This is a genomic window from Kribbella sp. (assembly GCF_035687465.1).
GTDB lineage: Bacteria > Actinomycetota > Actinomycetes > Propionibacteriales > Kribbellaceae > Kribbella.
On sequence record NZ_DASRXP010000615.1, the window covers coordinates 1 to 12,768 of the forward strand.

Below are 12,768 nucleotides of genomic sequence, written 5' to 3' on the forward strand. Positions count from 1 at the left end.
CACCTTCGCCGTTCGGCTACTCATCATCACGGTCCTCCTGAGCCTTGAGTCCTGCCAGTACTTCGTCCATCGGGTCGAACCGCTGCGACCAGTCGTGTTCGTACCCCTTCAGCCAGTCGTGGATCGGCTTCAGCGCCCGGCCGTTCACCTGGTACAGCCGTTGCCGTCCCTCGTCACGAACCTCGACCACGCCCACTTCCCGCAGTACCCGCAGGTGTTTCGAAACCTGCGGCTGGGTCAGCCCGAGCAGCTCGACGAGGTGGTTCACCGAAGCCTCCCCGGCGGCGAGCAGATCGAGGATCTGCCGCCGGCGGGGCTCGGCCACTGCATTGAACACATCCGCCGTCGTCGCCGCCCGTGCCATGCCCGCAATCATATTCCGATATGGGCATGCGTCAAGCGTCCGGCCGATGCCTTTGAGTGACCTCTTTGCCATTGGCTGGGCCGGCCGCGGGTCTCTAAGGTGGGAGGAGGAGGCACCATGTGGGAGCCGGATGGGTGGGATGTTCGGTGTCGGCTGGGGGTTCTGACGCCGCACGCTGACGTCGGCCCGGAGTCGGAGCTTCAGGCGATGGCACCGGAGGGCGTTCGGATCCACGCGGCCCGGGTGCCGTTCGGCGCCATGGGTGCGGGTGGCGCGATGGACCCGACCATCCCGCTGGCGCCGGTGGAGGCATTCGTCCAGCCGCCGGCCATCGATGACGCCGTCGCCTTGCTCGCCGCCGCACCTGTCGCGGCGATCGGGATCGCCTTCACCAGTTCGTCGTACGTCACCGGCGTCGACGGCGAGGACGAGATGGTCGAGCGGTTGCAGGAGCGCAGTTCAGGCGTACCAGTGGTCACGACAGGCGCCTCCGCGGCCGCCGCACTCCGGGTGGTCGACGCTCGGCGGATCGCCCTGGTCTCACCACCCTGGTTCGATGCCGAACTAGACAGCCTCGGCGCCGAATACTTCAGGTCCCAGGACTTCGACGTCGTCTACCACGCACCCTGCGGGCTGCCGAGCAACCAGGCGAGCATCCACCCGTCCGAGCTCTACACCTGGATCGCGAACCACACCCCGGACGACGCCGACGCCGTCTTCATCGGAGGCAACGGCTTCCGCAGCGTCGGCGTGATCACCGCCCTCGAGGACCACCTGAGCCGCCCGATCCTCACCGCCAACCAGGTCCTCCTCTGGAACCTCCTCCACACCACCCACCCCCACACCAAACCCCACACCTACGGCTCGCTGTGGTCAGCTGAGGTCTAGGAAGTCCGAGAGTGCCTGATCGATTGTGTACTGCGCGGTCGCGGCGATGCCCTTGTTCGTGTGGCGGTAGTACGGGAGTTGGATCAGGGACATTGACAGGGCTCGGCCGCGGCCGCGGGTCCAGGTGGCGTCGTCGATGTCGAGGGCCTCGCGATAGGAGGTGCGGGATTCTGCGGTGAAGAGGTTCCAGGCGGGGATGAGGTCGCACGCGGGGTCGCCGAGGCCGGCTGTAGCGAAGTCGATCACGGCGGCGAGGCGGCCATCGCGCGTCAGCAGGTTCGACGGCATCAGATCGGCGTGCACCCAGACGGTTGACGATGCGGGCTCCCCGGCAAGGGCGTCTTCCCAAGCCGCCAGCGCCAGCCGGGTGTCGATCAGACCTTCCAGTTCGCTCAAGGCCGCTCGCGTTGCGGCGTCTTGCGTCTCCAGCGGACCGCCGCGATAGGCCGCAGGTCCGTCCGGTAACTCGATCTGCCGCATCGCCCGCACGACAGCAGCCAGGTCACCGGCCAACTCGAAAGAGCCCGACTCCGGCACGACCCCATCGATCCACCGATAGATCGACCACGGCCACGGATACCCCTCAGCCGGCTTCCCCAGCCCCAGCGGCATCGGAACCTCGACCGGCAGCAACGGCCCCAACCGCTGCAACCACTCGTACTCCTTCTCGATGTCCTCCACCCCACCGACGATCCGCGGCAACCGCACAGTCAAAGAGCCGACCCGATACATCGCGTTCACGGTGCCACTCGACGGGATCTCCTCGACCGGCAGCCCGGCCCACTCGGGAAACTGGCCGGCCAGCAACCGCCGTACCAGCCCCTCATCGATCTCAGCCTCGTCGGCATGCATCCTCATCCCCCCATCCCACCGCCCCCACCTCACCCTGTCGAACGGAATTCACCGGCACGCGAACAGGAGCTTGATCTGAACTGCAAAGGGCCGACAGGCAGAGAAAAGCCCCAGGCGCTTGAATCAGAGGCGACACTGGGGCGTTCAAAAAGAACGATAACTTCACCCGGTGCCTGACGTCGACGACAATGTCCCCGCGGTCTGGAGCATGCTCTCAGAACCGAGGATGACGCCCTACCTCCGCATAGCTCGAGACAGCCAGCGCGATGCCCTCACGCTGTACGAGTGGAGCGCTCGTACGTCGGCCGCGGCCTTCGAGGTCGTCGGACATCTTGAGGTGTTACTTCGCAACGCACTGGACAGACAACTTCGCGACCACTTCCGCGAGGACAAGTGCGGAATTCCCTGGTTTCTCCTGCCGACACCCGGAGGAGAACATGTCTCCGATGCTGTGGCAGCGGTGCGTGAACGGCTACGGCCTCTCGGCAAGGAGTCCTGGCACCAGATCGTCGCCGGGCTGACCTTCGGCTTCTGTCCGGACTGCTCGGACCCAAGTACGAAGCCTTGTGGCGCGAGAGCCTGCGACACGCCTTCCCGAACTCTTCCGGACGCCGCAAGCAGATCTCGTCCGCCATGGAGAGAGTCCGCAAGTTCAGGAATCGGCTCGCCCATCACGACTCGATGATCAACGTCGACGTACCGTTCGAAATCCGCCAGGTCATCGAACTGGCATCATTCATCAGTGCGGACGCGGCACGTTGGTTGGAGCGGCAAAGCCAGGCGATGTCTGTTTATGCGCAGCGGCCGATCGCGCTCGACGACACGGTCGTGGTGCCGGCGAAGAACGCATGGCCCTTGTACGAGGAGTGCCGCGCCTACGTCTGTCAGCCGGGTCGCGCCTTCCGGAAGGTCGAGCGCATCGCCTTCTACGCGGACCGGGAGATCCACCGCCAACGCCCGCAGAACCTCCCCCACCGAGGGAACGGCCGCGGATCCGCGTTCACTCAGCGACAGCGCTACATCTCCCTGCACACGCTCGAGACAGCGACTTCGACCGAGGACCTCTGAGGAAGTTCAGAAGGTGTTGTGGCGGCGCATTGGGCGGGGGCGGCCGTCTGGGTCGTAGACGTGTTTGTAGAGGGGGCGGACCCAGAGGGTCTGGAGGCGGTTCACCGGTTGGGGGTTGTGGGCGCGGATCTGGCCTGGCGGGCGTGGCCCGATGCGGCCGGCGGCGTGCCAGGCGTCCAGGGCGGAGGCGGCTCGCGCCCACTGGTCGAAGCCCTCGACAGGATCGAGCGAAGGGTCAGTACCCAGATGCTCCGACCACAGTTCGGTGCGCAAGGAGCGCGCCACTTCGGGATCGAGTACTGCGCAGGTCAGTTCACTGTCGTTCGTCCAGGAGCGCCGGTTGAAGTTGTCCGAGCCGCAGGTGAACCATTCGTCGTCGACGATGCAGACCTTCGCGTGGACATAGATCGGTACTCCGGCCGCGTTCTCCAGGTCGTAGATCCCGACCCGGTCCGGGGCAGTCGCCTGCAGCGCCCGGATCGCCTGCAGTTGCCCGTACCGCGCCGGCGGCCCGCTGATCCGCCCGTCCGCGTCCGGATACCGCGGCACCACCACGATCAGCCGCAGCTCCGGCGACCGCTCGAGCGCCTCACACAACCCCTCTGCCACGACCGATGACCACAGATACTGATCCTCCACATAGATCAACGACCGCGCCCGCGAGAACGCCTTCCGATAGGCCCGCGCCACGCTGTACTCACCCCGCGGCGCGAACGGGAACCCCGGGTGCTTGTGCGCATAAGTCCGCAGCACCTGTACTGCGCTGCGCCCGGCCTCAGGTGGATCCGGGAAAGTCCCCGGCAGCTCCGACGTGTGCCGAGGCATCCGCGCCAACCGCTGGATGAGCACCCGGTACGGCGTGCGTCGGTCGAGCGGATGTGGATCGTCCCACCGCTCGATGAAGGTCCGGAGGAGATCCCCGACCACCGGTCCACGGAGTTCCAGGGCGACGTCGTGCCACGGGGCCCGATCGCCGTACCGCGGATCCATCGGCGCCTGCTGCGGATCCCCGTGGTGCTCGGCGTCGTCCCGGCGTTGGTGCGACAGGTCGATCCCACCGACGAAGGCGATGTCGCGCTCGGCCGAACCACGATGGCGGATGACGAACAGCTTCTGGTGATGCGAGGCCAACCGCCGTACCCGCTGATCGAGCAGCACCTCCGCACCGGCCTCGTTGAGTTCGGTACCGAGCCGCTGGTTCTCCTGCGCGTTGAAGCTCAGGTGATCCGAGTGGGATCGCCATAGCAGCCCGCGAACCTCGACGCCGGAGCGAGCGAGATCGCAGAGCACGGTTCCGAGACTGGGTCCGTCCGGATACAGCGCCTCGTCCGAGTCACCCCGCCAGTCGGTGAAGTACACCCGGTCGCCGGACCGCAGTTGGCACAACTCGTCGTACAGGCGCCGGAAATAGGGCGCGCCGTGCACCAGCGGCCGGACCAGATTGCCCTCGACCCAGGAACCGTCGCGGTCGATGGAGGTCGCGGGATTGCCGCGCTCCTCCGTGGTCAGGAACCATTCGTTGCCCATCACTGACCAGTGCCCGAAATTTCAGGTCGCATGAGAGGGTGGGCGCCGATGCGCGCGAAGAACTGGTTGCTGAGCCTCGGACTACTCGCTGCAATGGCCTGGACCATCACGGTGACCATGTCCACCCCGAACTGGTTCGATCCGTCCGAGGACTGCGCGCGGATCGCCGGGCTGGGAGGCGACTACGGGATCAGCGTCACCAACCAGTGGCTCCCGCCTCGATCGACCTGCCACTTCGGCAACGGTCAGGTCTACGAGTTCATCTCGCCGACGAGATCCTCCGTACTCACCGTCCTCGCGGTGCTGATCGCGCTCGCGGTCGCGATCGGACTGGTCCTGGCCACGAAGTGTCTGTTCGAGACCGGTGGGGTCATCCGGTCCGACGAGGCGATCGACCTTCGCAAGCGGCGGATCACGCACCTGGTGACCGCTGCCTTCGCTGGTGGTGTCGCGATCGGCGTCTATGCCGTGGTCGGCGTCTTCTTCATCTTCCTCGGCGGAATTCCCGGGGTGGTTCTCGCTCTGCTCTCCGATTTCCTGGTGCTGGCCGTCCTCGTGTCCGCGCTCGACCGTTCCTACGGCCCGCTCCCCAGCACGCGGGCGCGGTCCCGACGTCGAGGGACCGCGGCCGCGGCGATCACCTTCGCCGCCGTCAGCCTGGCGGCCGCGCAGCAGATCACGTCCTCGGAGCCAGGGCCGTGGTCGGTCGCGTTCCCGTCCTTGCTCCTGCGGGCCATGCTGGTCGCCGCGGTCGTCCTGCCCATCGTCGTCGCCGTGCAATGGGCCAGACCGAGCCGACCAGCACTCCCCGAGCCCGAGCTGATCAAGCAGGCCTGATGTTCTGGTTCAGGTGGAAGACGTTGTCCGGATCGAGCTCACTCTTCACCTGGCGCAGCCGGTCGTAGTTCTCCTGACCGAATCCGGCGATCACCCGGTCCTGCCCCTCGTCCCCGATGAAGTTCAGGTAGACCGCACCGGTCGCCCACGGCTTCAGGTCGTCACACACGTCCTTCGCCCACCTGATTCCGCGCTCGTCATCGGCTTCGTCGGCCCACACGCCGAACGGATGGATCACCCAGGCCGCGGTCCGGTGCGGCAGCGGCCACTTCTTCGCGTCACGAGCCACCGCGCCGCCCCACGGCACCGCCATCTGCTGCGACGGCGACGGGTACGGCATCTCGGCGGCGCGATCGCTGAACGCCTTGATCGCCACATCCGGGAACTCGTTCAGGTGCTCGGCCGACCAGTAGTTGCGGAACCCCGGCGGATCGTCGAGCGCGGACTGGATCGCGACGTACGGGAGCTCGTCGATCATGATCCCTTCGGGGTTGAGATCGAGCATCGGGGCGATGGCCTCCCGGGTCTCCGCCTCCGTACCGGCGTACAGGGCGGCGACACCGATCAGCCGTTCGCCCTGCAGGTGCAGTGGGACGAAGTCCTCGGGCGGGCCGGTCAGATAGAACACGCCGCCGCCGAGTTCCTCGGGCGCACCCGCCTCGATCAGATCGCGGTACCGGCGGGTGACCTCCACACCTGCGTCAGCGGGCCAGAAGAGCATCGCGATCGTCATCGAGGTCAGCGGCCGCAGCTTGAACGTCAGCGACGTCGCCACCCCGAAGTTGCCGCCGCCACCGTGCAGTGCCCAGAACAGCTCGGTGTTCCTGGTCTCGTCGGCGATCACGAGCTGCCCGTCGGCGGTGATCAGCTCGACCGACACCAGGCTGTCGCAGGCCAACCCGAACTTCCGCTCCAGCCAGCCCGAACCTCCGCCGAGAGTCAGCCCGGCCACGCCGGTCGTCGAGACCCGGCCGCCCGTCGTCGCCAGCCAGTACGGCTGACAGGCGCTGTCCAGATTCGCCCAGGTGGCACCGCCGGCGACCCGTGCGAGCCGCGCATCCGGATCGACCTGGACGCTGGTCATCTTCCGCAGGTCGATGACGATGCCGCCGTCGGTCACGCTGGAACCGGCGACGCTGTGCCCGCCGCCACGGACCGCGATCTCCAGCCCCTCGGCGACCCCGTACCTCACCGCCGCCGCGACGTCGGCAGCGGATTCGCACTGCGCGATCATCCCGGGCCGCTTGTCGATCATCGCGTTGAACACGACCCGGGCCTCGTCGTACGCCGGGTCCCCGGCCCGCAGTACTTTCCCTCCGAAGCCGTCCGGCCGGCCCCGCTGGGCACCGGTGGGTCGCGAAATCGTGTCAGACATGGGAACTCCCCCTTGAAAAGCCCTTCCCCAGTGGACACGCCCGATGCTGCTCCCGCCCCGGCGACCGGTCAACGGCTCAGCGCCTTACCTCACGATGACGCGAAATCCACGCCTACCAAGGGCTTTCACCCGACTACAGCCGGGAGCCGCCGGTCGCGTCGACGTACTGGCCACTGACCCAGCGACCGTCGTCCGAGGCGAGGAAGGCGACCACATCGGCGATATCAGCGGGCCGGCCGACACGATTGAAGGTCGAGTACGACGCAGCCTCGGCATGCGCGACCGGATCGGCCAGCCACGGGTTCATGTCGGTGTCGACGATGCCGGGCGCAACAGAGTTCACGGTGATCCCGCGCGGCCCGAATTCCTTGGCCAGGGCCAGTGTCATCACGTCGAGCGCGCCCTTACTCATCGCGTAGGCGACGTCCTCGGGAAAGGCGATCCGGGTCACGCCGGAGGAGATGTTGACCACCCTGCCACCGTCGCGCAGCCGCGGAACGGCCTGCTGGATCAGCTGGAACGGCGCATGCACGTTCACCGCGAAGACCTTCGCCAGATCTTCGGGGCGTTGCTCGACGAAGCCTCCCCGCGCACCGATCGCCGCATTGTTGACCAGGATGTCGAGGCCGTCCGCCTCCGCATCGAAGCCGGCCCACACCGCCTCGGCAGCGCCCGCGACACCGAGGTCGGCCCGGATCGCGAAGGCGTCACCGCCGGCCGCCTTGATCTCCGCGACGGTCTGCTTCGCCGCCACCTCGTTGCTGCCGAAGTGCACCGCCACCCGCGCCCCGTCCCGCGCCAGTCGCAGTGAGATCGCCTGCCCGATCCCCCGGCTCCCACCGGTCACCAGCGCCGTCCTGCCCTGCAGTCGGGTCATCCCCAGACCTTTCTCTAGTGATCGCTACAGAAAGACCGTATCAGATCTGTAGCGAGCGCTATACAATGTCGGGATGATCGAGACCAAGCGCGGGCGGCCCCGCTCGTTCGACTGCGACGCAGCCATCGAGTTGTCGCTGCAGGTGTTCTGGGAGCGCGGGTACGACGCGACCTCCGTCGCGGAACTGACCGCTGCGCTGGGCATCGGCCCACCAAGCCTGTATGCGGCCTTCGGTGACAAGCGGACGCTGTTCGAGGAGGTGGTGAAGACCTACCAGCAGACGTACGGCGCCTTCGCCGCCCGGGCGATGGCCGAAGAACCGACCGCCCAGCAAGCCGTCGCCCGGATCCTCCGCGAGGCGGCCGTCGAATACACCGCCGACGGACACCCGTACGGCTGCCTGATCATCAGCGCCGCACAGAACACCTCAGCCGCCTCGTCCGACGTCCAGGAATCACTGCGCTCGATCCGACGGCAGAACGTCGAGGAAGTCCAGCAGCGGATTCAGGAAGACATCGACGCCGGCGTCCTCCCCGCGACCACCGACGCCCGCGCGCTGGCAGTATTCACCGGCGCCACCCTTCAGGGCATGTCCCAGCAGGCCCGCGACGGCGCCACCCGGACGGACCTCCAGAGCATCGCCGAAGCCGCCCTGCTCGCCTGGCCGCAACCGCTTGCTAGCTAGGCTTCTGGGTATGAGCGTCACAGCCGCGCGACCAGCCGCGATCCTCGGTGGACCGGGAGAGACCTTGACCGAGGGCGAGGTCGACGCGTTCGTGCGGCGCTCGCTCGAGACCGCCGGCCTGGACGGCCGGAGCGTTTGCGTGATCGTGCCGGACGCCACCCGGAGTTGCCCGCTCCCCCTGCTGCTGAAGGCCGTCCACACCGCGTTGACCGGCCGGGTCAGCAAGCTCACCATACTCGTTGCCCTAGGCACCCATGCCGAGATGACCGAGTCCCAGTTGGCGGCCCACCTCGGCGGGCCCTATCCGGGCGTCACCGTGCTGAATCACGAGTGGTGGAAGGAAGACACCTTCGTCGACCTCGGCACGATCAGCGCGGAACGCGTCGGCGAGATCTCCAACGGACTGCTGCACAAAGCGGCCGATGTGAAGCTCAACCGGGCGGTCGTGGAGCACGACGTGGCCCTGGTGGTCGGCCCGGTGTTCCCCCACGAGGTCGTCGGCTTCTCCGGCGGCAACAAGTACTTCTTCCCAGGCGTCGCCGGCCAGGAGGTCATCGACCTCTCCCACTGGCTCGGCGCCCTGATCACCAGCGCCAGCATCATCGGTACGCCGGGCAACACCCCCGTCCGCACGTTGATCGACGAAGCGGCCGCGCTCATCCCCTCGGACAAGCTCGCCCTGTCCGTCGTCGCCCAGTCGGGCACCAACGCCTTGCACGCAATCGCTTTCGGCGACACCATCTCGTCCTGGCAGGCGGCCGCCGCCGTCTCCGCCGAGACCCACATTCGCTACCTGGACAAGCCCGTACGCCGCGTCGTCTCGCTGATGCCGTCCCGCTACCAGGACATCTGGACAGCCGCCAAGGGCTTCTACAAGGTGGAACCGATCGTGGCCGACGGCGGCGAGGTCATCATCTATTCGCCCCTCGTGACCGAGTTGGCCGCGATGCACCCGGAGATCGAGCAGATCGGCTACCACTGCCGCGACTACATCCTCGGCCACTGGGACCAGTACCGCGATGCCCACTGGGGAGTGCTCGCGCATTCCACCCATCTCCGCGGCGCAGGCACCTGGGACCCGGTCAACGGCGAACGCTGCCGCGTCGACGTCACCCTGGCCACGGGAATCCCGGAAGACGTCGTACGCCGGGCCAACCTCGGCTACCTGGATCCCACCGGCTTCGACGTCACGCAGTACGAGAACGACCCGGACACCCTGGTCATCCCGAACGCCGGGGAGATCCTGCACCGCCTCCGCTGACAGACCGCTGACACGAAGGTGACTCGCGGGTAACCTTCCGCCATGGGACAGACCGAGGTGGTCATCGTCGGGTCCGGGTTCGCCGGGCTCTGCATGGGGATCAAGCTGCGTCAGGCCGGCTGCGAGGACTTCGTCATCCTGGAGGCGGCCGACGAGCTCGGCGGCACCTGGCGGGACAACACGTACCCCGGCTGCGCGTGTGACATCCCGTCGTACCTCTACTCGTTCTCGTTCGAGCAGAACCCGCACTGGACCAGGATGTTCGCCCCGTGGGACGAGATCCTCGCCTACCTCAAGCACTGCGCCACGAAGTACGGGATCGCCGACAAGATCCGGTACGGCGCCGAGGTCACGGACGCGGAGTTCGACGAGGCGACCGGCCGGTGGACCGTCACGATCAACGGCAGCGAGACCATCGACGCGCAGGCCCTCGTCACCGGCGTGGGCAACCTGCATCAGGCCAAGCTCCCCGACCTCCCGGGCCTCGACTCGTTCGCCGGTACGTCGTTCCACTCGGCGCAGTGGAACCACGACCACGACCTGACCGGCCGCCGGGTCGCCGTGGTCGGAACGGGTGCGAGCGCGATCCAGTTCGTGCCGCGCATCGCCGAGCAGGTCGACCATCTCGACGTCTTCCAGCGCACCGCGCCCTGGGTCACCCCGAAGCCCGACCGCGGGATCGGCCCCCGCGAGCGTCGGCTGCACGAGCGCTTCCCCGCCGGCCAGCGGGCGATCCGCGACGTCATCTTCTGGGGACTCGAGGCGCGCGGCGTGGGCTTCGCCGGCAACCCGAAGCTGATGAAGGGCCTGGAACTGCAGGCCAAACGCCACCTCCGCAAGCAGGTCACAGATCCGGTACTGCGGGCGAAGGTGACCCCGGACTACCAGATCGGCTGCAAGCGGATCCTCGTGTCGAACGACTACTACCCTTCACTGAGCCGCGACAACGTGGAGGTGGTCACCACACCGATCACCCGTGTCACGCCCACCGGCGTGGTCACCTCGGACGGCGTGGAACGGGACTGCGACACGATCGTGCTCGGCACCGGGTTCGAGGTGTCGGGCAATCTGCTGCGGATGCGCATCCTCGGCAAGGACGGCGTGGACCTCGCGGAGAGCTGGAAGCGGAACGGCATCGGCGCACATCTCGGGATCACCGTGGCCGGTTATCCGAACCTGTTCCTGCTGGTCGGCCCGAATACCGGGCTCGGCCATTCCTCGATGGTGTTCATGATCGAGGCTCAGGTGAGGTACGTGATGCAGGCGCTGGATCTGGTCCGGCGACGGGGTGCGTCGTACGTGGAGGTCCGCGAGGAGGCGCAGGAGCAGTTCGTCAGCGGGGTGCAGAGCGAGCTCGACGACTCGGTCTGGCAGTCCGGTTGCAACAGTTGGTACTTGGATGCGCAGGGCCGGAACTCGACGATCTGGCCGGAGTTCACCTTCAACTACTGGCGTCGCACCCGCCGCCTGGACCCAGCCGATTTCGTCCTGGTGCACTGAGTACCGCAGTAGGAGGCCGCCCGGTGCGGCGTACGACCATGGGATGAGACCAAAACCGGCCTAAGGACCGATGTCCAGAAGCGCGCGCCGACAGACCATTGATCTATGGACCTCATCCAGATCATCACCACAGCCGTCATCATCGGCGGCGTAGTCCTCACCGCCCTGATCGCCATCATCCCCACTGTCGTCGACCGCTGACAGCGATCGACGCCGACCTCGTACCGAGTGCCGTGCCGCCGCTGATCGGCGGCGCCGTCGGGGCGAGCATCGTCCTGCCGCCCGGCACCCCCGCCCTCACCTCCGGCGCCCGCAAGGGCGCCGTTTTTGTTGCTCTGAGCAACCCTTGCTCTAGGCAACTTAAGGAGGAGTTGGGGGCGCGTCGGGTGCGACCACGGGAGGACGGGAAGAGGGGTCCTGGGACCGATGTCCGGAGCACCGACCCGAAGGACTCTTGAAGTATGGAAATCCTTCAGATCCTCGGAACAGCAGCCATCGTGATCGGCATCCTCGTCACGGTCCTGATCGCCATCGTGCCCACCGTGGTGGACCGCTAGTCAGTCGACGGAGATGTGCCCGAGCAGGTCCTGCCGGGTCAGCACTCCGACCGGCTTGCCGTCGTCCAGCACCATCAGGGCGTCGCTGCTCTCCAGCAGCTCGACCGCCCGGGCCACGGGTTCGCCCGCGCCCAGTGACGGCAGGGCCGGGTCCATGTGCAACTCGACCATGTCCGCCAGCCGCGCCTTGCCGGAGTACAGCGCGTCCATCAGCGTCCGCTCCGACACCGCGCCCGCGACCTCGGCCGCCATCACCGGCGGCTCGGCCCGGACCACCGGCATCTGCGAGACGCCGTACTCGCGCAGGATCTCGACCGCCTCGGCGATCGTCTCGTGCGGGTGCGTGTGCACCAGGCCCGGCATACTGCCGTCCTTGCCGGCCAGCACCTCGCCCAGCGTCGTCCCCTGTCGTGAGTGCGCCAGGAACCCGTACTGCGCCAGCCAGTCGTCGTTGAACACCTTCGTCAGGTAACCGCGACCACCATCCGGCAGCAGCACCACGATCACGGCGTCCGGATCGTCGAGCTCCTTCGCCAGCCGGATCGCCGCAGCCGCTGCCATCCCCGCGGAACCACCGACGAGCATGGCCTCCTCGCGGGCCAGCCGACGGGTGAGCGCGAACGAGTCCGCGTCCGACACCTCGATGATCCGGTCGCAGATGTTCCTGTCGTACGTCTCCGGCCAGAAGTCCTCGCCGACGCCCTCGACCAGATACGGCCGGCCGGTACCGCCGGAGTAGACCGAACCCTCCGGGTCCGCGCCGATGATCTGGACGCGCCCGCCGGACACCTCCTTGAGGTACTTGCCGGTGCCGCTGATCGTGCCGCCGGTGCCGACGCCCGCGACGAAGTGGGTGATCCGGCCCTCGGTCTGCTCCCAGAGCTCGGGCCCCGTCGTCTCGTAGTGGGAGCGCGGGTTGTTGACGTTCGCGTACTGGTTCGGCTTCCAGGCACCGTCGATCTCACGGACCAGGCGGT

12 protein-coding genes are annotated in these 12,768 nt (G+C 67.4%); 6 read left to right on the forward strand and 6 right to left on the reverse strand.

Annotated features, from left to right (window positions below):
• Nucleotides 1-16 precede the first annotated feature (16 nt).
• Nucleotides 17-364: an ArsR/SmtB family transcription factor gene (locus VFG33_RS32620; protein ID WP_325056846.1), complete on the reverse strand. Its 348-nt coding sequence runs from the start codon at nucleotides 362-364 to the stop codon at nucleotides 17-19.
• A gap of 117 nt (nucleotides 365-481) precedes the next feature.
• Between VFG33_RS32620 and VFG33_RS32625 the strand changes: the two genes are divergently transcribed.
• The gene (locus tag VFG33_RS32625) at nucleotides 482-1,252 is read left to right on the forward strand and encodes a maleate cis-trans isomerase family protein (RefSeq protein ID WP_325056847.1); all 771 of its coding nucleotides are present in this window, start codon (nucleotides 482-484) and stop codon (nucleotides 1,250-1,252) included.
• On the opposite strand, the gene VFG33_RS32630 is transcribed toward VFG33_RS32625, so the two are convergent.
• Entirely contained in the window at nucleotides 1,238-2,110 is an 873-nt protein-coding gene (locus VFG33_RS32630; RefSeq protein ID WP_325056848.1) for an aminoglycoside phosphotransferase family protein, read from the reverse strand. The two genes, VFG33_RS32625 and VFG33_RS32630, sit on opposite strands and share 15 nt — an antisense overlap.
• Before the next feature lie 627 nt (nucleotides 2,111-2,737).
• Here VFG33_RS32630 and VFG33_RS32635 point away from each other — a divergent pair.
• Nucleotides 2,738-3,172: a hypothetical protein gene (locus VFG33_RS32635; protein ID WP_325056849.1), complete on the forward strand. Its 435-nt coding sequence runs from the start codon at nucleotides 2,738-2,740 to the stop codon at nucleotides 3,170-3,172.
• 6 nt (nucleotides 3,173-3,178) lie between these two features.
• Here the strand turns inward: VFG33_RS32635 and VFG33_RS32640 are convergent, their stop codons facing one another.
• Entirely contained in the window at nucleotides 3,179-4,699 is a 1,521-nt protein-coding gene (locus VFG33_RS32640) for a phospholipase D family protein (RefSeq protein WP_325056850.1), read from the reverse strand.
• Between the two features lie 48 nt (nucleotides 4,700-4,747).
• On the opposite strand from VFG33_RS32640, the gene VFG33_RS32645 reads away from it, so the two are divergent.
• Nucleotides 4,748-5,536 (forward strand): hypothetical protein, encoded by a 789-nt coding sequence (locus VFG33_RS32645; protein ID WP_325056851.1) that lies wholly within the window; start codon nucleotides 4,748-4,750, stop codon nucleotides 5,534-5,536.
• Here the strand turns inward: VFG33_RS32645 and VFG33_RS32650 are convergent.
• Both VFG33_RS32650 and VFG33_RS32655 read right to left on the reverse strand, forming a co-directional pair.
• The gene (locus VFG33_RS32650; protein WP_325056852.1) at nucleotides 5,523-6,911 is read right to left on the reverse strand and encodes an FAD-binding oxidoreductase; all 1,389 of its coding nucleotides are present in this window, start codon (nucleotides 6,909-6,911) and stop codon (nucleotides 5,523-5,525) included. The genes VFG33_RS32645 and VFG33_RS32650 overlap by 14 nt on opposite strands.
• 133 nt (nucleotides 6,912-7,044) lie before the next feature.
• Entirely contained in the window at nucleotides 7,045-7,788 is a 744-nt protein-coding gene (locus VFG33_RS32655; RefSeq protein WP_325056853.1) for an SDR family NAD(P)-dependent oxidoreductase, read from the reverse strand.
• A gap of 73 nt (nucleotides 7,789-7,861) precedes the next feature.
• On the opposite strand from VFG33_RS32655, the gene VFG33_RS32660 reads away from it, so the two are divergent.
• Genes VFG33_RS32660 through VFG33_RS32670 form a run of 3 tightly spaced genes read left to right on the forward strand, consistent with a single transcriptional unit; the run spans nucleotide 7,862 to nucleotide 11,234 of the window.
• Nucleotides 7,862-8,473 (forward strand): TetR/AcrR family transcriptional regulator, encoded by a 612-nt coding sequence (locus VFG33_RS32660; RefSeq protein ID WP_325056854.1) that lies wholly within the window; start codon nucleotides 7,862-7,864, stop codon nucleotides 8,471-8,473.
• Nucleotides 8,474-8,483: 10 nt separating this feature from the next.
• The gene (locus tag VFG33_RS32665) at nucleotides 8,484-9,734 is read left to right on the forward strand and encodes a lactate racemase domain-containing protein (protein ID WP_325056855.1); all 1,251 of its coding nucleotides are present in this window, start codon (nucleotides 8,484-8,486) and stop codon (nucleotides 9,732-9,734) included.
• A gap of 42 nt (nucleotides 9,735-9,776) precedes the next feature.
• Nucleotides 9,777-11,234, forward strand: a complete 1,458-nt coding sequence (locus tag VFG33_RS32670) for a flavin-containing monooxygenase (protein WP_325056856.1) — start codon at nucleotides 9,777-9,779, stop codon at nucleotides 11,232-11,234.
• Between the two features lie 557 nt (nucleotides 11,235-11,791).
• Here VFG33_RS32670 and VFG33_RS32675 read toward each other — a convergent pair.
• The coding region (locus tag VFG33_RS32675) for a pyridoxal-phosphate dependent enzyme (protein ID WP_325056857.1) at nucleotides 11,792-12,768 on the reverse strand (977 nt) is incomplete at its 5' end.